The following is a 21,213-nucleotide window of genomic DNA, read 5'->3' as shown; positions in this document are numbered from 1 at the left end:
AAACAATGGTTCTTTATGTTGTCATCTATCTATTTTACATAGTAGGGTCTTCGGCACGTGTCGCTCTGTCGCTTTGCTCCATCACTGCTTCCGCAGGAGTCGCCACCTTTCGCTTCATTCAAAGATATCTCTTAATAGCAAATCAATTCTTAGTGGTTGTAAAGTTCGAAAGGTATAATTTCTGCATTTTCTTCTTTATTTACAGATATGTAGCAAAACAGCGGAGACGCCTGAGGGATATCGAGACAGCCGAGACCCCTCAGCACGCGGCAAGCGTAGCTGTTTTGCGGATTATCGACTTAACAGTTTAGTTTCTAATTAAAGAAAAGCGCCAACCCAATTGGGTCGGCGCTTTTCTTTATGCCTTTAGAACATTTGATAGCCCATTTTACGCAGGACTTTCATGACAATGCCTGATGTGATGGCCCCTGCCATACCGGCAGACAGAACCGCGATATCAGTTGCAGTCAACGACGTCAATGTGTTGCCGAGCATTGTGAACGATTCGCCTGGATTGGTGAAATAATCGAAAAAGCCGACATCGTCAATAATCAGCAGCACGACTATCGGGTAAACGATCGCCATCAGCCAAGTCATCCGCAATAGCATATTAAGCAAAAATCCGATGCCGAAAAACATAACAAAGAATAATAAAACCGAAATCATCAATTGTACAATACTAAATGAAGTGTCCATCTTTTCTAACCTCCGATATTCCTTCCATCAGTTTACCCGAAATGGAATCGGCTTTCAATGTCCGGAACCAGAGTTCATCGGTTTGTCACGAATGGCGATCCAGGGCGGCGGCAAATAGAAAAAGCGTACACGAGGAATCCCCGCATACGCTTGCTTTGGCCTTACTTTTTACCCGATCCCGAACAGCAGGAGCACGTTTCTGAACCTCCCAATCGCAATTGGAAGTAGCCTTTGCCTCCGCAATATGGGCAATGGTTGCCGGGCTTAGATTTTTTAAATATCTTCATTCGAAACACCTCCTCCTGTTTTGTTTGTAATATTCTGATAATATAACATGGTCCAATTCATTATGCAAGTATAAAAAAAGGAATGTAAACGGATACATCCCCTTTTTTCTTTCTTATTCACGTTTTATCCATCGTTTTTCTCTATTTCTTAAAAAATAATTTATAAGCCGAATAACCGAAAACCTCACCCGGATCAACGTCTTCAATGGCTTCAAAGCCTTCTTCCAGAACATAGTTCACCATTTCATACAGCATGACCGAAGCCTGCCCTTCTTCAGCGAGCGATGTGGGCGTCATCCAAGCCGCTTCATACAGTTCGGCTGCTTGGACTGTGATACTTTCGTTTTCAACTATCGGCTGCAGCAGAAAGATCGCCATGTTATCGCTTATTTCTTCGCGGATAACCCCGCTCCGAAAGCCGATCATCCCCATCAGGCGGCAACTGATGCCTGTTTCTTCTTTCACTTCTCTTAAAGCAGCCTGGTCGATGGTTTCCCCCGGTTCGACGAAGCCTGCAGGGAGCGACCATTTGCCGTGCAGCCCACCGTATCTTTTCTTGACGACAAGCCATTCTTTATTCGAATTGATGACCAGCCCGGCAGCACCGAGCCAGACATTGCCTCTTTTATGTTTTGACATGCCAATAAAACCCCTTTAATAAAAAAAGCTCCCATTTACGGGAGCTTCAGCTTATTTCAATACGTTGAATTTACCTTTTTTCATAACCAGTGACGGGCCGCCAACCATGTATAATGCACGGTTGTCGATCATTTTCTTCATGAATGAAGCACGTTTGCCAGTTACTTTTTTGCCGAAGACAACGCCGATTGCATCGTCATCGCCCAATGAACAAACTGTCCCTTTTAAATCAGGAACGAATTCTGTTGTTTCGCCGTCTTTGATCAATTCTGCAATGTTCTTCGCAGTTGCTTCCCCTTGCTGCATTGCAATCTGTGCAGTCGGCGGGTAAGGACGGTTTGTTTCTTCATTGATCATCAACGCGCAGTCACCGATAACGAATACATTATCAGAGCCTGGGACTGTAAGATCTTTGTCGACTTTAACGCGCGCGCGCATGTTTTCAATGCCTGACTCTTCAATCAGTCTGTTGCCGCGGATTCCAGCAGCCCATACAACAGTTCCGGCTTTGATGAATTCGAAATGATCTTCGCCTTTTTTGATGTTGACGCCTTCTGGAGTCGCTTCGACAACTGGTGTGCCGATCGAGAATTCAATGCCTTTCGACTCTAATTTGCCTACTGCATAGCTGACAAGCTCAGGATCAAATCCTGGCAATACCATCGGTGCTGCTTCTACGCAGACAATACGCACTTTTTCGCGCGGTACGTCGAACTCTTTGCAAAGCTCAGGTACACGGTTCGCAAGTTCGCCAAGGAATTCGATGCCCGTGAAGCCAGCTCCACCGACAACGATCGTCAAACGGCTGTCGTCTTTCACGCTATCGGTAGACCAGTTCGCGAACTGGAATTCGATGTGCTCGCGGATGTAACGGGCAGCTTTGACGTTGGCAATTGATAAAGCGTATTTATCAAGGCCAGGAATGCCGAAAGTTTCCCCTTCGAATCCTAATGCAATGACAAGGTAATCGTATGTAAATACGCCATTGTCAGTTGTTACTTTTTTGCCTGCAACGTCGATTGCTTCCACAGTCGCTTGCACGAATTTCGTTTTTACGCTATCGATTACATCTTTGATATCATAGCGGACTTGGTCAGAAAGCAAAGTTCCTGCTGCAGCTTCATGCAGCCATGTGCTTTCGTAATGGTATTCGTTTTTGTTGATCAATGTAATGTCCGCGGCATCTGTGCCTAGAACTTTTTGCAAGTTTACTACAGTCATCAAACCACCGTAACCTGCTCCCAATACTAATATTGACGGTCTTTTCAATGAAATCGCAACCACCTTCAAATCGAATTTTAAAACGGAATAACTTATTTGGATGAGTCCTATAAATTCATACAAACTCCTATACCTTATATTAGACCTTTTACATGCCTATTTCAACTGCAGATTGCCCGGCTGGCCCGGTTGCACCTTTTAAATGACAAGCTTCCGCCATCTTTTGAAAAACAACACGTTCGTCGGCACTTACTTTTTAAAAATGAAAAAAGGCTTTCCTGCGCAATGTGAATTGCGCAGGAAAGCCTTTCGCCATTTTGGCTCAGCAGTTTTCCGGTGTACCTGTTTTCGTAGCTGTACGGAAAGACGTCCCGCAGCCGCATGAAGCGATGGCATTCGGGTTTTCAATGGTGAAGCCCCCGCCCATCAGTGATTGCTTGTAATCAACGACCGTTCCTTGCAAAATCGGCGCATCGTCTTTTGCGATCAAAATCGGGATGCCGTGCTGTTCATATTTATCATCTTCAGGGCCCGCCTGTTTCTCAAAGCCCATGCCATACGTCAGTCCGCTGCAGCCGCCGCCATTGACTGCTACGCGAAGGAACGAATCCTCTTCACCGTTATGGCGCATCATTTCTTTTACTTGGAAAGAAGCTGCTTCTGTTATCTCTACAACTTGTGTCATACGAATCCCCTCCTTGTCCTTATCATATCAATATTGGCCAAGCCGCTACAAGCGAAGGCGCTTATGCCATATACAGAAAAAAGGACCCAAAAGGCCCTTTCTCCATTAAAATACCTGTTCTACTTCAACGATGCCTGGAACTTCTTCCACTAATGCACGTTCAATGCCTGCTTTTAATGTAATTGTCGAACTTGGGCAGCTTCCGCATGCGCCAAGCAGACGGAGTTTTACGATGCCATCTTCTATATCGACCAATTCACAGTCACCGCCGTCACGCAAAAGGAATGGACGCAATTTATCTAGGACTTCCATTACTTGGCTTTCCATCATTGCTTCAGTCATTTATATCGACTCCTTTCATTATAATCATTATAATGTGATTGAGAGGAAAAAGCCACTAATGAATTTACAGGAGGTTTGTCACCATGCCGAAAGAATTGTCCATTGAAGTATACGGAACCGATGTAATCTGCGCCAGCTGTGTGAACGCACCGTCATCCATCGACACCTATGAATGGCTGCAGGCTGCCATTGCCCGTAAATACGAAGGCCAGCCATTTTCAATTACCTATATCGATATTGAGAAACCGCAAACCGAAGAACACCGCAAAGAATACGTTCAGCGCATCCTTGATGATGAATTTTTCTACCCGCTTGTGCTCGTCGAAGGCGAAGTCGTCGGGGAAGGCTATGTTCAATTGAAGCCGGTCTACAAAGAACTTGAAAAACACGGATTCGCCGCAGTAGAATAAATGCACACACAAAAAGCGCCCGAAAAATCGGGCGCTTTTGTCAGCCGTTATGCCACTTGTACATCCACAACACGCCTGATTTCATCAATCGGGCGATGCGGCCAGTTACTGTGCGATCCGCCAAATAAGCGAAGCCTTGTTTCTTGCCGAGTGAACCGAGGAAACCTTTCAGCTGGATTTCCGGCATTTTCTCCGGCAGCGCTTCGTTTCTCCAGACGGCTTTCAATACTTTGACGATTTGTTCCGCTTGTTCTTCTGCAAGTTGTGCAGAAGGCGCCATCGGCAATGCTGCACAATCGCCGACAACGTAGACGTGCTCGTCTTCCGGCAATTGGTGATATTGGTTGATCAGCACGCGGCCAGTCGTGTCACAGCCCAAATTCAAATCGCGCACCGGCTTGACCGGCTGGATGCCGGCAGTCCAAACGACGGCGTCGACAGGAATCGTTTCTTCGTGGTTGTAAAGCATTTTCGGTTCGACTTTTGTGATGTTGGAATTGGAAACCACGTCAACATTATTGTTATCAAACCATTTTTTCACGAAATTGCTGAGGCGTTCCGGGAAATCGCGCAGGATGCGCGGGCTCCGGTCGAATAATTTGATTTTCAGATCCTGTCTGCTTTCACGCAATTCGCTAGCCAATTCGATTCCGCTGAGACCGGCTCCGACAACACCGACAACCGCTCCAGCCGGCAAGCCAAGCAAGGTTTTATACGTTTCGCGTGATTTGCCGATCGTCTGGATGCTGTACGTGAATTCATCTGCTCCAGGTACACTGTGGTATTTATCTTCACAGCCCAACCCGATGACGAGGTCGTCATAAGTGATCCGTTCGCCATTATCCAGGCAGACGGTCTTCTCATCGAGAAGAATTTCCGTGATTTCGCCGTTGACGATCGTCAAGCGGTCGCTTTCCGGAAAATCAACGCGCACTTCATGATCGGATGCCGTGCCGGCAGCCAGTGCATAAAATTCGGTTTTCATGCTATGGAATGGGGTCCGGTCGATTAAAATGATTTCTGTATCGAGCGGCAGGTTGTTCGGCAGTAAACGAAGCAAAATTCGCATATTGCCGTATCCGCCTCCAAGTAAGACTAATTTTCGCATAAGTATCTCCTTTGTAATTCAACTATCTGCATAATTTCTCAAATATGAGTATAGCTGATTGTGATGACTTTCACAATACATTCAAGCGAAATCAAATAATTGACTAGCGCTGAAAAAAAGGGTAGGATTTCGTTGTAGTGAGGTGACCTTAATGAAACCGATTGTAGAGTTTTGCATCAGCAATATCGTCAATGGCGCACAGCAGTCTTTCGAAAAACTGGACCGCGACCCAAATCTTGACGTTCTGGAATATGGCTGTTTAAGCTATTGCACAAAATGTTCTGAAGGCCTTTATGCCTTGGTAAACGGCGAAATCGTCGAAGCTGATACCCCTGAAGAATTGACGGACAAGGTCTATCAGTTTATAGAAGAAAATCCGTTGTTTTAAAGCCGCTGAAAAGCGGCTTTTTTATATGGGCCAAAAATCAAGGTTTTCAAGAACATGTGTCGGCTGATGCTCTTTTTCCAGCACTTCATCCATCGGTGTGACGCCGGTATTGACGTGGATAGTGTCAATGCCATAATTGATGCCCGCCAGAATATCGGTATCGTAATTGTCCCCGATCATGACCATTTCGTGCTTTTCAAAGCCGTGCTCGTGGAGAATGGTTTCCAGCATATGGCGTTCGGGTTTGCCGATATAGATCGGGTCAACATCAGTCGATACTGAAACAAGCGTTGTAAATGCTCCGTTGCCCGGCAAAAATCCTCTTTCCGACGGAAAAGCCAAGTCTTTATTCGTTGACAGGAAAACCGCACCTTTGCGGACTTCCAGACAGGCTTGGGCCAATTTCCCGTACGTAATTCCAGGATCGATGCCCATCAAGACGATGTCCGCCCCTTCTTCCACCCGTTCGATGCCTTCTTGGGCAAGGGCTTGATCAAGGCCGTCCGACCCGATCATGTACACCGTATGTCCCGGATACCAGCGTTTGATGTATTTAGCTGCGGCTATTGCCGATGATACGATTTGTGACTCCACCGTGTTTATACCGAAACGGTGTAATTTTGCGTTCAATTGTTTTTGGGTCATGGACGCATTGTTTGTTACAAAGAACGGTTCAATGCCTTTTTCCTGCAGCCGTTTGATGAATGACGCCGCTGCCGGCACCGCATCGGTCCCACGGTAGACGGTTCCATCGAGGTCCAGGCAATACGCTTTATAACTTTTCATCGTTGGCCTCCGGAAGAAATGCAGAGACCGGACCCAGTTCGTGCGTTAAATAATGTTCCACTTTCGGACCGAATTTTTTCAAAGCCGGCAAATTGCTGCTCAATACGGAATGGATTTTCTGATGGTCTGCTTTCATAAACTCACGCACGAGCATTTTACGCAATTCCACGACCTTCTTCAGCGGCTGATCCATTTCGGCATCGATGACTTTCTCATCCGTCAATATATCAATGATGTCATCGTAGCTGCCAGGATCACGCATGATGAAACCATCAATCATGGAATTCCCCACATCGATGATCGATTCGATGACATTATTGGCCAAACGCTCTAAAGCAAGCTGTTCGGTAAAAGATGGCCAGTCCTTTTTCTCTTCGTATAAAGCGAGCAACGAATTCATATAACCCACTGTTTCCGTTATCTTATTTCGATCGATAAAATACATAGTAAACCCTCCATTGAAATTAGCTCTTTTCATGCTGCTGTCTCTTTCTATCATACCATAGGGACAGAAAAAACCTCCGGCGGATCAAGCTTCCGCTTCGGAGGTTTGTTGTATTTCTACTTGTTCTTGCGCTGGCGTTTCTGCCGGAGCTGGCGCCTTTCCGACTTTCTTAATGACGAAATGTGCACAGCCGAAATTACAGTATTCGTATAAATAATCCTGCAACGTGCTGATTTTGGTATCGTAAGTCGCTTTATGGTTGGTGTCTTCAAAAAATCCCTTTAGGCGGAGCTGTCCATATCCCCAGTCGCCGAGAATGTAATCGTACTTTGATAATATTTCACTGTAGCGGCCATTCAATGCCTCTTCCTGGAATCCATCCCGGTAATCAATCAGGACTTCATATACCCATTGGTCCAATACGAACATCTTTGTCACCACCTATCAACTGTCTGCTGCTGCAGTCTGTATATCCCCTAGCCGCTGGCGCTCTTTGGCTGCGGCATTAACCTGCTCATCGGCATGGTAGCTGCTGCGCACAAGAGGGCCTGCCTGGCAATGCGAGAATCCTTTATCCATTGCAATTTGCCAAAGTTCCTTGAATTCCTTTGGCGAATAATATTTTTGTACCGGCAAATGCTTTTTCGACGGCTGCAGGTACTGCCCGATTGTCATGATATCCACATCGTTTGCGCGCAAATCATCCATCACTTCAAGGATTTCTTCATGGGTTTCGCCCAAACCGAGCATCAAAGATGATTTCGTCGGTATTTCCGGACGGATTTCTTTGGCACGCCGCAGTACTTCCAATGAACGGTCATAGGTCGCCCGAGCTCTGACCCTTGGCGTCAAGCGGCGAACCGTTTCGATATTATGGTTAAGGATATCCGGCTCCGCTTCCATCAGCCGCTGCAAGTTCTCGTAGACACCGCCCATATCCGACGGCAGCACTTCAACTGTTGTAAACGGATTGGCACGTTTGATGGCCCGCACCGTCTCAGCAAATACGGCAGAACCTCCGTCTTTCAAATCGTCTCTTGCTACCGCCGTAATGACCGTATGCTTCAGGTTCATCAACTCGACGGATTTGGCGACGCGTTCAGGCTCCTGCAAATCAAGTTCATTTGGCAACCCTGTTTTGACTGCGCAGAAACGGCAAGCGCGCGTGCAGATTGCTCCTAATATCATGAACGTGGCAGTGCGCCGCGTTCCCCAACATTCGTGGATATTCGGGCATCGGGCTTCTTCACAAACCGTGTTCAAATTATTTTCACGCATCATTTTTTTCAGATCCGTGTAGTTTTCATTTGTATTCAGCTTAATCTTTAACCAATCGGGCTTTCTAAGATGCTCCTGCTTTGTCGACACGTTCATCGTCCCCATTCGTGTTGGTTTTGTAAACGATAGCATTTCTCTTCCAAATGTACCATAAAGACTACTTGCCCACAATATGCCTGTCTTCCCCCAGCGCTGTAGAACTAAATAAAAAACCGGAAGCGCAAGCGCTTCCGGTCCTTCTTATTATGCAGCTCTTTTGGCTTCTTTGCTTTTTTTGACAGCGTGCCCGATGCTTGCGCCGAGGCCGCCCCAAATGATGACCATACCAATGATCATTACAACAATAGCTTCAGTTGACATTGTGTAAGTCCCCCTTATTTATGCTCGTCAAACTGAGCATGGTCTTTATGCCATTTTCCGATTGAGAAAAGAATTCCCAGAACGATTGCGGCAATTGCCACGCCTGCTCCGCCGAACATGATGAATGTATCTGTATAGCCTTCGTAGTTTCCTGTTTCGTTATCAAACTCTTTCAGAAGGTTGGTTTTTAGCAAACCGAACATCATATAGCCCAAAACAATCGGAGTTACAACGCCTAAACAAATCTTCCACCAGCCGCCAAGGTGAATATCCGAGATAGCATTAGCATGGTCTCTCAGCATATCCGCTTTGCGGAATATCCAGACAACCATGACCACTTCCACTAATCCAATAGCTGCTACACCAAACTGGTTGATGAAATAATCAGCAGCATCAAGGAAGAATAATCCGCCTTGTGTTGCGAATAGGATCGAAATCAATGCTGCAAGACCGCCGCCGAATGCGATGGCTTTGTTGCGCGACAAGCCGAATTTCTCGGAGAAGCCGGCTACATAAGTTTCGGTGATTGAAATCAGTGAAGTCAATCCGGCAAGCGTCAAGGACAAGAAGAACAAAGCCCCGAACAACCCATTAAAGCCAGGGAATTCATTGATGATTTGCGGGAAGACAACGAATGCCAACCCTACACCCGCTGCAGCGACATCCGCTACTGCAACGCCTTGCTGATTCGCCATGAAACCAAGTGCCGCGAAAACCCCGATACCAGCGAGCAATTCAAACGCCGAGTTCGCGAATCCGGTGATGAATGCATTGTTCGTGATATCCGATTTTTTCGGAAGGTAACTTGAATATGTGATCATGATCGCAAATGCGACAGACAAACTGAAGAAAATGTGTCCATATGCCGCTACCCAAACCTTCGGATCCATGATGGCATCAAAATTCGGCTTGAAGAATGCATCAAGGCCAATCATCGCTCCGTCAAGAGTTAACGCACGGATTACAACAATCAAGAAAATGACGACCAATGTCGGAATGAAAATACGGTTCGCCAATTCAATACCTTTTTTTACACCTGCGAATAGAATTCCCAGCGTGATGGCCCATACAAGCACCAAGGGAATGAATACACCCCAAACAATTCCGCCAGTTTGCCCTGGTGTCACTGTCAATTGAAGGAAATCGTTGAAAAGAAACGCCTCTGTATCAGTGCCCCACGCTTGATTGAATGAGAAAATCGTATAGCGCATAGACCAAGCGATGATGACAGCGTAATAGGTGGATATGACAAAGGAGACAAATACTGCCCACCAGCCCAGCCACTCCATTTTCTTGCCGCCCATTCTAAAGAATGACAACGGTGCGGATCCACGGTATTTATGCCCAATGGTGAATTCCAGAATTAGAATTGGTATCCCTGCGGTCAACAGAGCGAATAAGTACGGTATAAAGAATGCTCCTCCACCATTTTCATAGGCAACGTATGGAAAACGCCAGATGTTCCCCAAACCTACCGCCGAGCCGACTGCCGCCAAGATAAAACCGGCGCGTGTGCCCCATTGCGAACGTTCCATTTTTCTTCCCCCCTTTTTTGTCTGCTCCCATTTTTCTTACAGAAAAATAGGAAGTTTGTTTATTTTCAGATTATTGACTAATCTAAAATCAGTATAACTATGGGACCCTTTAAAGTAAAGATAATTCCGGAAATTTTTTCTTAAAAACTATTGCGGCAATAATAAAAAAGCAGAGATTTAAAATCTCTGCTTTCAAATTCACTAGCTATTTGCTTGTTTCTCTAAAATTGTAGTCCGTTTTGACCAGACAATGAATAATACTGCTAAAATGACGATCACTGTCAGCAACGACCACAGGAGTGAGCCGGTAAAACCTATGACGATATACCCGACAGCCGCAATAGCAGCTGATACCAATGCATACGGCAATTGCGTCATGACGTGGTCCATGTGGTTGCTTCCTGCCCCAGTCGATGAAAGAATGGTCGTGTCGGAGATTGGCGAACAATGATCTCCAAACACAGCGCCTGCTAGAACTGCTGCAAGTGCTGGCAACAATAATTCCGGTGCGGCTTGTGCCATGATATTGCCGGCAATCGGAAGCAAAATCCCGAAAGAGCCCCATGATGTTCCTGTCGAGAAGGCCATGACTCCTGCTAATGCGAATAAAAGCACAGGAAGGATCTCAATCGGCATATTGCTTTCAGTTACAAAATCAGCCAAATACAGCCCTGTTTCCAGTGCGCCGATCAAATAACTCAACGACCAGGCGAAGATTAAAATCAGCACAGCCCCAAGCATTGAACGCACACCTTCAAAGATGCCTTTTCCAACCCATGACGCTTTTGCCGTTTTGTTGTGCTTGAATTGGCGAACGTATAAGAGGATGGAAGAAATTGCACCCAATAAGCCACCCGCCATCAATGAAGCCGGAACATCCGTGTTTTCAAAAATTGCCCAGATATCCAAGGTTTGCCCTGCATTCTGATAGCCGGTCCAAACCATTGCGCCAATCGTTCCTGCAACCAGCAAGATAATTGGCAAAAGCAGATCTGTCACACGGCCGTGGCCATGAACCGGGAAGTCTTCTTTCATCTCACCCGGAATCGTTTTCTTGGCATCGAATAATTCGCCCGTGGTAATAGCGCGTGTTTCGTGTTTTTTCATCGCACCGAAATCGACATCGCGCACTGCGACGAAAAAGACGATTGCCAATGCTGCAACCACATAGAAATTCATCGGAGCCATCCAGATGAACGCTTCAAGTGCGGACATCTGAACGAAAGTCTGTGCCGACAAGATGCTGGCGATGATTCCGATGATAGCCGCTCCCCAGCTGGAAACTGGCGAAACCACACAAACAGGTGCAGCTGTCGAATCGATGAAATAAGCCAGTTTGGCGCGTGAAATTTTGTAGCGGTCCGTAATCGGGCGCGCTACTTGGCCAACTGCCAGCGCATTGAAATAATCATCGATGAAAATGACCATTCCGAGAACGACTGTCAGCACTTTTGCGCCTCGGCGCGTTTTGATGCGCTCAGATGCCCAGTCGGCAAATGCCATGCTGCCGCCTGACAGGCTGACAAACGCGGTGATGATTCCGAGCAAGAACAAGAACAGCAAGATAAAGACGTTGTACGCATTAAATCCGCCGTCCCAGAATGTGATGGCAAACGAATTGAAGATTTCCGCAGCGGCCTCTACCGGCGCGAAAGAAGTCAAGATGAACGCCGCAGCGACAATTCCGGCACCAAGTGATAAGAGAACTCGTTTTGTCAGCAGAACCATGACGATTGCCACAATTGGGGGTAAAATCGAAAAAATAGTGTTTTCCATGTTAAATTCCTCCTTTTTTAATAGGATGGAAGAGAAAGTAAGAAAAAAAGGCTGATTGTTCCCTATGGATACAATCAGCCTTCTACAATTCGTCTGTGCGGTAAAACATCAAACAACCCTGTAGCCCTTCATCTATGCTAAAACACAGACGACAGTGACATTCTTCTTCAGAATGCCCCCAGCCTCTTTTTCAGTGACAGCTGAAAAAGAAACTTCGGCAAAACTCCCTTTCGGATGCGAGCAACCATGTCAACCTTCCGCACCTTACTGATAAGCCTTGCAGCCTCTACCCATCGATATTGAATTCATTAAAAGCATAGCGCACAATATTAATGAAATCAAATGAATGTCAACTCCGAATTTTCACTTATCTTACCGGTTTCGTACGGAAAAATTGGCTAAAGACATCCCGCAGAAATTCAGGCATGAAATAAGTTTTTGGAGCTCGCTTCAACTCCGGGAAGAAATAACCGAATGTGAACATATCAAGTGTGATTAAATTGAACATTTCATCATGCCGCGCGCGGCGGCCGCCAATAAAGAGCTCATGTTCGACCAATGAAAAATTGACGCGGATCATGTTGCCGAAAACCGCTCCCCTGAACCCCATCCCTTTCAATTCAATTTTTGGCCATTCGGCATTCAACGACTGCAGGTAGATTTCCTTCAGCTCCGCTCCGCTTAACTCAATCAGGCACAAATTGATCGGATGCGGCAGCATTTTATGGAAGTCATAGCGCGTCATCTCACCGAGCGGCATATCTTCCATAAATAGCCCGGCATTGAATAATGCACAATCAGCACCGGAATATTCGATCATTGCCTGCCCAAAAAGTTCAGCAAGCTCCGAGTCCTTAAACCATTCCGCTTTCAATGCCTTTTCATTATAAAAAACCGGTTCGTTCAATTGCATTTTGCCTTCCTCGATGAGCATGTCGTTGAACCCTTCATCTTTGCTGCGCAAATCAGCCGTTTCAATCAGCTCGGCTTCGCGCTCTCCCGTATCAGGGTCGATGGTGATATGGCCAATGAACATGCCGAACTTCCCTGCAGCGCCGAGCAGCGAGCCATTGATCATTTTTCCTTCGTGGAAAATATGATGGGTGTGCGCGCCAAGAATAATATCCAAGTCGCTGCACATTTCAGCCAACAGTTCATCTTCCCTGATGCCGAGATGCGACAGGCAGACGATAAAATCGACGTTCCCTTTCAACTCTGCAGCCGCTTCGATGATTGATTGCTTTGCATCAGATACCGTCCAGCCAAGGCGTTTGTAAAAAGGCGTGAATTCCGCAGTCGCCCCCACCAAACCGATTTTCCGCCCTTCTGCAGTCCTTATGACCTTGGAGGGCTTTGCCCAAGTTGGACGCAGGCCATCCGCAGTGAAAAGATTCGAAACTACCACATCAAAATCCGCTTGAATATATAATTCGTCCAGCTCTTCTTTCGACAATGTAATGCCTTCGTTGTTTCCGATGGTCACTGCATCATAGCCAGCATCGTTCAGAAGATCCACATTGCCCTTTCCAGCAGTTCCTTCTGTAAAGGGGTGCGAGCGGTCAACATGGTCGCCAATGTCCAAAATCAGGCATGTATCGCCCGTTTCCTCATGCCAGCGCTTGCGTTCATGCAAAAAGGCACGGATCTCCGGCCAATGCGAAAAATGGCTATGCAGATCATTTGTATGATAAATATGAATGGTTTCCCCCATGTTCTGCACCTCTTTAAAAACTGAATAATCCTTCGTAAATCGAACGCAAGCCAAGGATCAGCAATGCGATCCGTAAAATGACGACAAGCGTCTCTGATTTCATCTTTTTGTTCAATGAAGCGCCTATTTTTGCGCCGATGTATGCCGAAGGTACAATCGCCAGTGTGTAAATCCAAGGCACATTGCCCAGCGAAATATGCGTGATGGAATTGATGATCGAAGATAAGAACACCATCAGCATCGATGTACCAACCGCGACATGCGGCGGGAACAAAAATAGCAAAATCATCGCTGGCACCATGATGGAGCCTCCGCCGATGCCGAACAGCCCTGAAGCGAAACCGACGCCGAATGTCAACAACAACGCGAACCAGATGGGATAGCCATAAATGTATTCCTTGTTCATCGAATCCGTGAACGTATTCTTTTTGCCGTTCTCGACAAACCAGTAAACGGCCTTTAATTTGTCGCGAACCAATAATAGCAAGGATAGGAAAACCAATAGAATTCCAAAGTATAAATTGAATGATGGCAAATCGAGCCCTTTATTGACAAAGGCGCCCACGACTGTACCCGGTGCGCTGCCCGCAAAAAAGATGAGCGCGCTCCGGTAGTCGACCGTCTTGACTTTCATATAAGATAAAGTAGACGACAAGCCGGTGAAAATCATCATGATGACAGATAGACCGACGATTTGCTGAGGGCTTAAATCAGGGAAGAAAGCGACGGCGGTACCGAGGAACAGCATCGCCGGCACCAGAATCACGCCGCCTCCGAGGCCTATCAGCGCTCCTACAATGCCCGAAAATAACCCAGCAATCGCCAGTAATACGAACTCCATTAAAATCCTCCTTCAAATAAATCCAGTTGCTTGGCAGACAAACCATTGAATTCCAAGCCATTCATGCTTTGAAACTGCTTTGCATCTCCAGCAGCGTGGCCGCCGGAATTATTATTGAATATGACGTAAACTTTATCGGAAGATTTCTGAAGAGTTTCAGCCGCGTTGCTGATTTCACGCAGTTCTTCATCATTGTAATCATACAGATAACGGACTTCCCGCCATTTTTGGCCGCCCCCGGGATTTGTCCAACCATGAACATTGCGTCCGTGGATACGCAATAGCGCTTTGTCGCTGCGCGTAGAAGCTGCCACTAGCGGGACGGAGCCATCTCCGGCCTGCGGTTCATCACACACCGTATGGATCAAATTGTTTTCCTTTAAAAATTCCAGCGTCTTTTCGCGGAATTCCGGTGCATACCAAGATTGGTGGCGGAATTCAATCGCCAAATCGAACTCTTGCAATTGGCCCGTGATTTCCCTGATTTGTTCCACATTGTCCTTCTGGCAATCAAACCAAGGCGGAAATTGCAGCAGAACCATCGCCAGTTTTCCCGCCTCTTTCATGGGACGGATCGATAAGCGGAACGCTTCAAACATTTCGTCTCTGCTGTCGAAAGGATTTTCCCCACGCAAATGCCCAGTCATGCCTTGGTATGCTTTTACGACGAACTGAAAGCCTTCTGGCGTCTCGTTTATCCACTTGGTGATATTGCGCGCCGGCTGAACGGCATAGAATGAGGAATCCAGCTCGACAATCGGGAAATGAGCACTATAGTCAATGAGTTTTTCAGTCTTTTTAGAATCAGGGCTGTAGACGTCCGGATGGTCGCCCCAGCCTGTCAATCCCACGTATATCATCGTCCCGCCTCCATTTTCACTGTTATTTTATGATAGCATAGAAAAAAACGAACGTCTTTTATGAGGACGTCCCTTAATCGAATGTGCTGGCTTTCAGCTATTTGCAGAATAGAGGATGAAAGAATACTATTTAGCAATTTCTTCTATATAATGCAGACAGCATCCAGCTTAATCAAAATCCTATATAGTTTCATTTCCCACCTATTGAATATGCTACACTTTTTTAAAAAGCTGATTGGAGATGGTAAAAGATGAAAACAGAGTGGGACCATAACAAGCTTATTGAAAAATTCGAAGCGCACCGCGATGAAAGCTTAGCCCTCCCCATGGCCGCCTACATGAGAAACCAGTTCCCTTTCCTGGGCATTAAAACACCTTTGCGAAAAGCTTTGCTAAAAGAGCAGTTTTCCGAATGCCGCCTTCCAGAACCGGATTGCTTGGCGCAAGAAGTCTGGACGCTTTATAAGCTTCCGGAACGCGAATACCAATACGCTGCAATCGCTCTGCTTGATAAGATGAAAAGCCATTTATCGATCCACGACCTCCCTTTTCTTCGCGAATTGGTGGAAAGCAAGTCATGGTGGGACAGCGTCGATTCCATCGCGCCGCGGATTGTCGGCCACGTGGTTTTGCACGAACGAAATGCCGGTACTGCCGCCATCTTTGACTGGTCAAGTGCGGATAATATGTGGACCAACCGGGCAGCCATTCTCCATCAATTGAAGTTTAAGCAAGCTACAGATACCGAGGTGCTCAGCCGCATTGTTTTACAGCATGCCGCTTCACCCGAGTTCTTTCTCCAAAAGTCCATCGGTTGGGCGCTGCGGGAATACGCCAAAACCGATCCGGAATGGGTGAGAGATTTTGTTGCTGCTTCTGCACTGCAGCCGCTCAGCAAACGGGAGGCATTGAAAAACATCAAAAAATAAAAGCTCGGGGCAGATGCACCGGGCTTTTATTTTGGTGTTCAACACCCATCTCCTTACCGATGATTGGAAGATTCTCCATCAGTTTGTACAGAAAAATAACCTTGGGCATACCGTTAGCATGCTCAAGGTTAGTCTCTCTTATCCAAATGAAATTTCATTTCAGCCTCTTAAAAAAGCCCACCGAGCCCTTTGCTTCCTATGACGGATTTTGCAGATTCCAAGAGTTCGTTTCTTTCATTTTCATCGATTTGTCCATCATCGTAAGCTTGTTTAGCTTGTATGATTACGTCTTTTGCTTGCGCCAGATCTGCGTTGCTAAGCTTTGCCTTTAATGCATCAAATGCTTGGCTCATGTGCAATAAACCTCCCCATATTTTATCTTCTTGGTTTATATACCCTTTGAACAGACTGTAAAACCGTGCAATTTTTCCAGCAGAAACTCCCCGAGTTTACATTCGGCACCCTAAAACTTCACAAAAAAATAGCCCTTGGCATGGTCAAAACCATACCGAGGGCTATTCATTAATTCATTAACCGATCGAGCCTTCCATTTCAAACTTGATCAAACGGTTCATTTCTACCGCATATTCCATCGGCAATTCTTTCGTGAACGGTTCGATAAAGCCCATTACGATCATTTCTGTCGCTTCTTGCTCAGAAACACCACGGCTCATCAAGTAGAACAATTGCTCTTCAGATACTTTTGAAACTTTCGCTTCATGCTCCAAAGATACATTGTCATTCAAGATTTCGTTGTATGGAATTGTATCAGATGTAGATTGGTTGTCCATGATCAGCGTATCGCATTCGATGTTCGAACGCGCGCCGTCGGCTTTGCGGCCGAAGTGGACGATTCCGCGGTAGGAAACTTTCCCGCCTTGTTTCGAAATCGATTTTGAAACGATTGATGAAGATGTATTCGGAGCCAAATGGATCATTTTCGCTCCGGCATCCTGGTGCTGCCCTTTGCCAGCGATTGCGATCGACAATGTCATGCCGCGTGCGCCTTCGCCTTTCAAGTAAATAGCTGGGTATTTCATCGTCAATTTAGAACCGATGTTGCCGTCGATCCATTCCATTGTACCGTTCGCATCAACAAAAGCACGTTTCGTTACAAGGTTGAAGACGTTGTTCGCCCAGTTCTGGATAGTTGTGTAGCGGCAATAAGCGTCTTTTTTCACGATGATTTCAACTACAGCAGAGTGCAATGAATTCGTCGTGTAAACCGGTGCTGTACAACCTTCTACATAATGAACGCTTGCGCCTTCATCAACGATGATCAACGTACGCTCGAATTGGCCCATGTTTTCCGAGTTGATTCGGAAATATGCTTGAAGCGGTGATTCCACTTTAACGTCTTTAGGGACATAGATGAACGATCCGCCTGACCATACTGCAGTATTCAAAGCTGCAAATTTATTGTCTGCAGCCGGAATAACTGATTGCCAGTATTCCTTGAACAAGTCTTCGTTTTCACGAAGTGCAGAACCAGTATCTTTAAAGACGATTCCCATGTCTTCCAATTCAACTTTCATGTTATGGTAAACAACTTCGGATTCATACTGTGCTGAAACGCCTGCAAGGTATTTCTGCTCCGCTTCAGGAATTCCGAGTTTGTCGAACGTCGCTTTGATTTCTTCAGGCACTTCATCCCAAGAAGTCTGGCTTTGTTCAGATGGTTTTACGTAATACGTAATTTCATCAAAGTTCAATGAACCCAAGTCGCCGCCCCATTGTGGCATTGGCATTGAGTAAAACAATTTAAGAGCTTTCAGGCGGGAATTGAGCATCCATTCCGGCTCTTCCTTGATTTTCGAGATTTCTCTGACGATTTCTTCCGTCAGACCGCGTTTGGATCTGAAGATCGATACATCTTTGTCATGAAACCCATATTTATAATCGCCGATTTCTGGCATTTTCTTAGCCATCGCCGTTCCTCCGTTCTGTGTTACGATTTTTCTTCGCTTTGTACACCCTTTTCCATGGCTTTCCATGCAAGCGTCGCGCATTTGATGCGTGCTGGGAATTGCGAAACTCCTTGAAGAGCTTCGATATCACCCAGGTCGATCGAGTCATCATACTCTTTGCCGAGCATCATGTCTGAAAAGATGTGCGAAAGTTTTAACGCATTTTCCACTGGTTGGCCTTTTACAGCCTGCGTCATCATTGAAGCGGATGCCATGGAAATCGAGCAGCCTTCGCCGTCGAATTTCGCATCTTTGACAATCCCATCCTCGACTTGGAGCGTCAGCAAGATGCGGTCGCCGCAAGTCGGGTTGTTCATCTCTATATTAACACTGTTCGTGTCAAGCGTGCCTTTATTGCGCGGTGTTTTATAATGATCCATAATCACGCGTCGGTATAATTGGTCTAAATTATTAGAAGACATCGTTGAAATACTCCTTTGCTGAACGCAGTCCTTCTACAAGGCGGTCGATATCCGACTCGTCATTGTAAAGATAGAAGCTTGCGCGGGCTGTGGCTGAAACGTTCAGCCATTTCATAAGCGGCTGTGCACAATGGTGGCCAGCGCGTACAGCGATTCCGCTCATATCCAAGACTGTTGCAACATCATGTGGATGGACATCATTCAAATTGAATGTGACAATGCCTGCCCGTTTTGCCGGATCTGCGGGGCCGTAAATTTCTAGCCCTTCAATCCCGCTCATTTTGTCCATCGCATAGGCAGCCATTTTATGCTCATGCTTTTCGATTTCATTCAAACCGATATCATTGAGAAAATCAATGGCTGCACCTAAGCCGACAGCACCGGCAATGATCGGTGTTCCGCCTTCGAATTTCCACGGCAGCTCTTTCCATGTAGAGTCATAAAGGCCGACAAAATCAATCATTTCGCCGCCGAATTCAACTGGTTCCATGTCGTTCAAAAGAGCTTTTTTGCCGTATAACACACCAATGCCAGTCGGTCCGACCATTTTATGGCCTGAAAACGCGAAGAAATCGCAGTCCAGATCCTGGACATCAATTTTCAGGTGCGGAGCAGCTTGCGCTCCGTCCACGACCATGACCGCTCCGACTTCATGAGCGAGTTTCGCAACTTCTTTTACCGGATTCATCGTGCCTAGGACGTTGGAAACGTAAACCATGGAGACGATTTTTGTCCGGTCAGTGATTGCTGCGCGAACTTGTTCCAATGAAATCGTTCCATCTTCTTCAAGTTCAATATATTTCAGGACAGCTCCGCGTTCTTTCGCCAATTGCTGCCAGGGAATAATGTTCGAATGGTGCTCCATATAAGTGATGACAATTTCATCGCCTTCTTCGACGTTTGCCCGGCCATAACTTTGAGCAACCAAATTAATTGCTGTCGTTGTGCCGCGCAGGAAGATGATTTCTTCTGTCGATTTGGCATTGATGAATTTGCGCACTTTTTCACGGGCGCCTTCGTATTTCTCAGTAGCACGATTGCCAAGTGTATGGACGCCGCGATGGACGTTCGAGTTATCGAATTCGTAGTAATTTTTCAATGCTTCGATTACTTGAACCGGCTTTTGTGAAGTAGCGGCGCTATCCAGGTAGACCAGCGGATGGCCGTTGATTTCTTGATTCAGGATCGGAAAATAGCTTTTAATCTCTTTAGATATCATTAGCGGACTTTCCTTTCGATAACCTCCGTCAATTGCTTTTTAACGCCTTCGATTGGCAACACGCGAACAACCGGTGCCAGGAAGCCGTGAATAACAAGACGTTCAGCTTCTTGTTTTGAAATGCCTCGGCTCATCAAGTAGAACAATTGCAATGGATCCACGCGGCCAACTGAAGCAGCGTGGCCAGCTGTTACATCGTCTTCATCGATCAAAAGAATCGGGTTTGCATCTCCGCGCGCTTTCGGGCTAAGCATCAATACACGCGATTCTTGCTCGGCGTTTGCTTTGGTTGCACCGTGTTCGATTTTGCCGATGCCGTTGAAAATGGCTGATGCTGAATCTTTCATAACGCCGTGTTTTAAAATCTGTCCGTCTGAGTTCTTGCCCCAGTGGATAACTTTCGTTGTGAAATTCTGTTTCTGCGAACCGCGTCCGACCACAACCGTTTTCGTATCGCCGACAGAATTGTCACCGATTAAGAACGTCGTGTTTTCTGAAATCGTGTCGCTGTCGTTCATCATGCCAAGTGCCCATTCGATGCGCGAGTCGCGTTTTGCAACGCCGCGTCGGTTGACGTAGGTTGTGAAACCTTCAGCCAATACATCCACTGCACCATAAGTGACTTGGGCATTGTCTTCTGCAATTACTTCAGAGACGATGTTCGCCAGTCCATTTGCATGCGGCACTGTCGAAATATATGTTTCTACATATGTTACTTGGCTGCTTGTGTCCGCTACGACCAATGCATGGTTGAACAACGACGCATTCTCATCGTCATGGATGAAGATAACCTGTACAGGCTCTTCCACAACAACGTTTTTAGGAACATAAAGGAAAACTCCACCGTTCAATAGAGCGGCGTGCAATGCAGTCAATTTATGCTCTTCAGCTTTAACGGCATCTTTCATGAAATACTTGCCCACTAAATCCGCGTGGTCGCGGATTGCAGTGAAAATATCAGTCAAGATGACGCCTTTCGCTTTCAAGTCTTCCGACAAAGAAGCATATGCCGGCGTATTATTGTGTTGGATATATAGGTTTTTCTGTTCAAGATCAACCAATGATTTCACTTCTTCAGGAAGCTCAGTTAATGAAGAGTACGTTGAGCTTTCTGTTGAATGCACCGGAAACTCCGTGAAGTTCCAGCTTGTGATTTTCGTTTTATCCGGTTTTGGCAAAGGCAAAACTTCTGCCGCTGCCAGCGCCTGGACGCGCAGGTTCGTAAACTCTTCTGGTTCTGATTTAGAAGCCGAGAAGGAGCGCACGTCCTGCTCGGTCACTTTTAAGTTTGTTTCAACCGTCACGTTA

26 protein-coding genes and 1 riboswitch are annotated in these 21,213 nt (G+C 46.3%); of the genes, 4 read left to right on the top strand and 22 right to left on the bottom strand.

What is annotated here, in order from left to right:
* On the top strand, nucleotides 1-311 hold a 311-nt coding region (locus QMA09_RS11155; RefSeq protein WP_290213186.1), incomplete at its 5' end, for a hypothetical protein.
* Between the two features lie 55 nt (nucleotides 312-366).
* Here QMA09_RS11155 and QMA09_RS11150 read toward each other — a convergent pair.
* The 6 genes from QMA09_RS11150 to QMA09_RS11125 all read right to left on the bottom strand — a co-directional run bounded on the left by QMA09_RS11150 (nucleotide 367) and on the right by QMA09_RS11125 (nucleotide 3,870).
* On the bottom strand, nucleotides 367-696 hold the full coding sequence (locus QMA09_RS11150) for a YuiB family protein (RefSeq protein ID WP_135501443.1): 330 nt from the start codon (nucleotides 694-696) through the stop codon (nucleotides 367-369).
* Between the two features lie 161 nt (nucleotides 697-857).
* Nucleotides 858-983 carry a YuiA family protein gene (locus QMA09_RS11145; RefSeq protein WP_290213185.1) on the bottom strand — a complete coding sequence of 42 codons (126 nt, stop codon included), beginning with the start codon at nucleotides 981-983 and terminating at the stop codon, nucleotides 858-860.
* A gap of 141 nt (nucleotides 984-1,124) precedes the next feature.
* Nucleotides 1,125-1,622 carry an NUDIX domain-containing protein gene (locus QMA09_RS11140; RefSeq protein WP_290213184.1) on the bottom strand — a complete coding sequence of 166 codons (498 nt, stop codon included), beginning with the start codon at nucleotides 1,620-1,622 and terminating at the stop codon, nucleotides 1,125-1,127.
* A gap of 51 nt (nucleotides 1,623-1,673) precedes the next feature.
* A complete protein-coding gene (locus tag QMA09_RS11135; protein WP_135501439.1) occupies nucleotides 1,674-2,891 on the bottom strand; it encodes an NAD(P)/FAD-dependent oxidoreductase in 1,218 nt (405 codons plus the stop codon).
* Between the two features lie 274 nt (nucleotides 2,892-3,165).
* Nucleotides 3,166-3,528, bottom strand: coding sequence for a HesB/IscA family protein (locus QMA09_RS11130; protein WP_290213183.1), 363 nt, complete (start codon nucleotides 3,526-3,528; stop codon nucleotides 3,166-3,168).
* A 105-nt stretch (nucleotides 3,529-3,633) separates the two neighbouring features.
* Nucleotides 3,634-3,870 carry a NifU family protein gene (locus tag QMA09_RS11125; RefSeq protein WP_135501435.1) on the bottom strand — a complete coding sequence of 79 codons (237 nt, stop codon included), beginning with the start codon at nucleotides 3,868-3,870 and terminating at the stop codon, nucleotides 3,634-3,636.
* 83 nt (nucleotides 3,871-3,953) lie between these two features.
* On the opposite strand from QMA09_RS11125, the gene QMA09_RS11120 reads away from it, so the two are divergent.
* Entirely contained in the window at nucleotides 3,954-4,280 is a 327-nt protein-coding gene (locus tag QMA09_RS11120) for a YuzD family protein (RefSeq protein ID WP_290213182.1), read from the top strand.
* A gap of 40 nt (nucleotides 4,281-4,320) precedes the next feature.
* On the opposite strand, the gene QMA09_RS11115 is transcribed toward QMA09_RS11120, so the two are convergent.
* Nucleotides 4,321-5,388, bottom strand: coding sequence for an NAD(P)/FAD-dependent oxidoreductase (locus tag QMA09_RS11115; RefSeq protein WP_135501431.1), 1,068 nt, complete (start codon nucleotides 5,386-5,388; stop codon nucleotides 4,321-4,323).
* Between the two features lie 151 nt (nucleotides 5,389-5,539).
* On the opposite strand from QMA09_RS11115, the gene QMA09_RS11110 reads away from it, so the two are divergent.
* On the top strand, nucleotides 5,540-5,776 hold the full coding sequence (locus QMA09_RS11110; protein ID WP_135501429.1) for a YuzB family protein: 237 nt from the start codon (nucleotides 5,540-5,542) through the stop codon (nucleotides 5,774-5,776).
* 21 nt (nucleotides 5,777-5,797) lie between these two features.
* Here the strand turns inward: QMA09_RS11110 and QMA09_RS11105 are convergent, their stop codons facing one another.
* The 10 genes from QMA09_RS11105 to QMA09_RS11060 form a co-directional block, all read right to left on the bottom strand.
* On the bottom strand, nucleotides 5,798-6,562 hold the full coding sequence (locus QMA09_RS11105; protein WP_290213181.1) for a TIGR01457 family HAD-type hydrolase: 765 nt from the start codon (nucleotides 6,560-6,562) through the stop codon (nucleotides 5,798-5,800).
* On the bottom strand, nucleotides 6,549-7,007 hold the full coding sequence (locus tag QMA09_RS11100; protein WP_135501425.1) for a DUF86 domain-containing protein: 459 nt from the start codon (nucleotides 7,005-7,007) through the stop codon (nucleotides 6,549-6,551). Before QMA09_RS11100 ends, QMA09_RS11105 begins: the two co-directional genes overlap by 14 nt.
* An 84-nt stretch (nucleotides 7,008-7,091) precedes the next feature.
* A complete protein-coding gene (locus QMA09_RS11095; RefSeq protein WP_290213180.1) occupies nucleotides 7,092-7,436 on the bottom strand; it encodes a YutD family protein in 345 nt (114 codons plus the stop codon).
* A 15-nt stretch (nucleotides 7,437-7,451) separates the two neighbouring features.
* Complete coding sequence (gene lipA / locus QMA09_RS11090; RefSeq protein ID WP_135501421.1) at nucleotides 7,452-8,375, bottom strand: lipoyl synthase; 924 nt, start codon at nucleotides 8,373-8,375, stop codon at nucleotides 7,452-7,454.
* A 153-nt stretch (nucleotides 8,376-8,528) separates the two neighbouring features.
* Nucleotides 8,529-8,645 (bottom strand): methionine/alanine import family NSS transporter small subunit, encoded by a 117-nt coding sequence (locus QMA09_RS11085; RefSeq protein ID WP_135501419.1) that lies wholly within the window; start codon nucleotides 8,643-8,645, stop codon nucleotides 8,529-8,531.
* Between the two features lie 14 nt (nucleotides 8,646-8,659).
* Nucleotides 8,660-10,180 carry a sodium-dependent transporter gene (locus QMA09_RS11080; protein WP_290213179.1) on the bottom strand — a complete coding sequence of 507 codons (1,521 nt, stop codon included), beginning with the start codon at nucleotides 10,178-10,180 and terminating at the stop codon, nucleotides 8,660-8,662.
* 201 nt (nucleotides 10,181-10,381) lie between these two features.
* On the bottom strand, nucleotides 10,382-11,956 hold the full coding sequence (locus QMA09_RS11075) for a Na+/H+ antiporter NhaC family protein (RefSeq protein WP_135501415.1): 1,575 nt from the start codon (nucleotides 11,954-11,956) through the stop codon (nucleotides 10,382-10,384).
* Nucleotides 11,957-12,069: 113 nt separating this feature from the next.
* Nucleotides 12,070-12,253, bottom strand: a riboswitch (Lysine riboswitch).
* A 70-nt stretch (nucleotides 12,254-12,323) separates the two neighbouring features.
* Complete coding sequence (locus tag QMA09_RS11070; RefSeq protein WP_290213178.1) at nucleotides 12,324-13,667, bottom strand: bifunctional metallophosphatase/5'-nucleotidase; 1,344 nt, start codon at nucleotides 13,665-13,667, stop codon at nucleotides 12,324-12,326.
* Between the two features lie 13 nt (nucleotides 13,668-13,680).
* On the bottom strand, nucleotides 13,681-14,508 hold the full coding sequence (locus QMA09_RS11065) for a sulfite exporter TauE/SafE family protein (RefSeq protein WP_135501413.1): 828 nt from the start codon (nucleotides 14,506-14,508) through the stop codon (nucleotides 13,681-13,683).
* A complete protein-coding gene (locus tag QMA09_RS11060; protein WP_290213177.1) occupies nucleotides 14,508-15,368 on the bottom strand; it encodes a DUF72 domain-containing protein in 861 nt (286 codons plus the stop codon). The genes QMA09_RS11065 and QMA09_RS11060 overlap by 1 nt, the downstream gene beginning before the upstream one ends.
* Nucleotides 15,369-15,619: 251 nt before the next feature.
* On the opposite strand from QMA09_RS11060, the gene QMA09_RS11055 reads away from it, so the two are divergent.
* On the top strand, nucleotides 15,620-16,297 hold the full coding sequence (locus QMA09_RS11055; RefSeq protein ID WP_290213176.1) for a DNA alkylation repair protein: 678 nt from the start codon (nucleotides 15,620-15,622) through the stop codon (nucleotides 16,295-16,297).
* Between the two features lie 167 nt (nucleotides 16,298-16,464).
* On the opposite strand, the gene QMA09_RS11050 is transcribed toward QMA09_RS11055, so the two are convergent.
* The 5 genes from QMA09_RS11050 to sufD all read right to left on the bottom strand — a co-directional run bounded on the left by QMA09_RS11050 (nucleotide 16,465) and on the right by sufD (nucleotide 21,209).
* Complete coding sequence (locus tag QMA09_RS11050; RefSeq protein WP_135501407.1) at nucleotides 16,465-16,650, bottom strand: hypothetical protein; 186 nt, start codon at nucleotides 16,648-16,650, stop codon at nucleotides 16,465-16,467.
* Between the two features lie 177 nt (nucleotides 16,651-16,827).
* Complete coding sequence (gene sufB, locus QMA09_RS11045; protein WP_290213175.1) at nucleotides 16,828-18,225, bottom strand: Fe-S cluster assembly protein SufB; 1,398 nt, start codon at nucleotides 18,223-18,225, stop codon at nucleotides 16,828-16,830.
* Nucleotides 18,226-18,245: 20 nt separating this feature from the next.
* On the bottom strand, nucleotides 18,246-18,686 hold the full coding sequence (gene sufU / locus QMA09_RS11040; protein ID WP_135501403.1) for a Fe-S cluster assembly sulfur transfer protein SufU: 441 nt from the start codon (nucleotides 18,684-18,686) through the stop codon (nucleotides 18,246-18,248).
* A complete protein-coding gene (locus QMA09_RS11035; RefSeq protein WP_290213174.1) occupies nucleotides 18,676-19,905 on the bottom strand; it encodes a cysteine desulfurase in 1,230 nt (409 codons plus the stop codon). The genes sufU and QMA09_RS11035 overlap by 11 nt, the downstream gene beginning before the upstream one ends.
* Nucleotides 19,905-21,209: a Fe-S cluster assembly protein SufD gene (gene sufD, locus QMA09_RS11030; RefSeq protein WP_135501399.1), complete on the bottom strand. Its 1,305-nt coding sequence runs from the start codon at nucleotides 21,207-21,209 to the stop codon at nucleotides 19,905-19,907. The genes QMA09_RS11035 and sufD overlap by 1 nt, the downstream gene beginning before the upstream one ends.
* Between the last annotated feature and the right edge of the window lie 4 nt (nucleotides 21,210-21,213).

The organism is Planococcus sp. APC 3906 (assembly GCF_030407685.1).
GTDB classification, from domain to species: Bacteria; Bacillota; Bacilli; order Bacillales_A; family Planococcaceae; genus Planococcus; species Planococcus koreensis.
This window is presented reverse-complemented; position numbering and strand designations above follow the sequence as displayed.

Bases quoted from the DNA above. Each gene is read 5' to 3' on its own strand.
- QMA09_RS11150 (WP_135501443.1), bottom strand. From the start codon at position 696: ATGGACACTTCATTTAGTATTGTACAATTGATGATTTCGGTTTTATTA.
- QMA09_RS11145 (WP_290213185.1), bottom strand. From the start codon at position 983: ATGAAGATATTTAAAAAATCTAAGCCCGGCAACCATTGCCCATATTGC.
- QMA09_RS11140 (WP_290213184.1), bottom strand. From the start codon at position 1,622: ATGTCAAAACATAAAAGAGGCAATGTCTGGCTCGGTGCTGCCGGGCTG.
- QMA09_RS11130 (WP_290213183.1), bottom strand. From the start codon at position 3,528: ATGACACAAGTTGTAGAGATAACAGAAGCAGCTTCTTTCCAAGTAAAA.
- QMA09_RS11125 (WP_135501435.1), bottom strand. From the start codon at position 3,870: ATGACTGAAGCAATGATGGAAAGCCAAGTAATGGAAGTCCTAGATAAA.
- QMA09_RS11120 (WP_290213182.1), top strand. From the start codon at position 3,954: ATGCCGAAAGAATTGTCCATTGAAGTATACGGAACCGATGTAATCTGC.
- QMA09_RS11115 (WP_135501431.1), bottom strand. From the start codon at position 5,388: ATGCGAAAATTAGTCTTACTTGGAGGCGGATACGGCAATATGCGAATT.
- QMA09_RS11110 (WP_135501429.1), top strand. From the start codon at position 5,540: ATGAAACCGATTGTAGAGTTTTGCATCAGCAATATCGTCAATGGCGCA.
- QMA09_RS11105 (WP_290213181.1), bottom strand. From the start codon at position 6,562: ATGAAAAGTTATAAAGCGTATTGCCTGGACCTCGATGGAACCGTCTAC.
- QMA09_RS11100 (WP_135501425.1), bottom strand. From the start codon at position 7,007: ATGTATTTTATCGATCGAAATAAGATAACGGAAACAGTGGGTTATATG.
- QMA09_RS11095 (WP_290213180.1), bottom strand. From the start codon at position 7,436: ATGTTCGTATTGGACCAATGGGTATATGAAGTCCTGATTGATTACCGG.
- QMA09_RS11085 (WP_135501419.1), bottom strand. From the start codon at position 8,645: ATGTCAACTGAAGCTATTGTTGTAATGATCATTGGTATGGTCATCATT.
- QMA09_RS11080 (WP_290213179.1), bottom strand. From the start codon at position 10,180: ATGGAACGTTCGCAATGGGGCACACGCGCCGGTTTTATCTTGGCGGCA.
- QMA09_RS11075 (WP_135501415.1), bottom strand. From the start codon at position 11,956: ATGGAAAACACTATTTTTTCGATTTTACCCCCAATTGTGGCAATCGTC.
- QMA09_RS11070 (WP_290213178.1), bottom strand. From the start codon at position 13,667: ATGGGGGAAACCATTCATATTTATCATACAAATGATCTGCATAGCCAT.
- QMA09_RS11065 (WP_135501413.1), bottom strand. From the start codon at position 14,508: ATGGAGTTCGTATTACTGGCGATTGCTGGGTTATTTTCGGGCATTGTA.
- QMA09_RS11060 (WP_290213177.1), bottom strand. From the start codon at position 15,368: ATGATATACGTGGGATTGACAGGCTGGGGCGACCATCCGGACGTCTAC.
- QMA09_RS11055 (WP_290213176.1), top strand. From the start codon at position 15,620: ATGAAAACAGAGTGGGACCATAACAAGCTTATTGAAAAATTCGAAGCG.
- QMA09_RS11050 (WP_135501407.1), bottom strand. From the start codon at position 16,650: ATGAGCCAAGCATTTGATGCATTAAAGGCAAAGCTTAGCAACGCAGAT.
- sufB (WP_290213175.1), bottom strand. From the start codon at position 18,225: ATGGCTAAGAAAATGCCAGAAATCGGCGATTATAAATATGGGTTTCAT.
- sufU (WP_135501403.1), bottom strand. From the start codon at position 18,686: ATGTCTTCTAATAATTTAGACCAATTATACCGACGCGTGATTATGGAT.
- QMA09_RS11035 (WP_290213174.1), bottom strand. From the start codon at position 19,905: ATGATATCTAAAGAGATTAAAAGCTATTTTCCGATCCTGAATCAAGAA.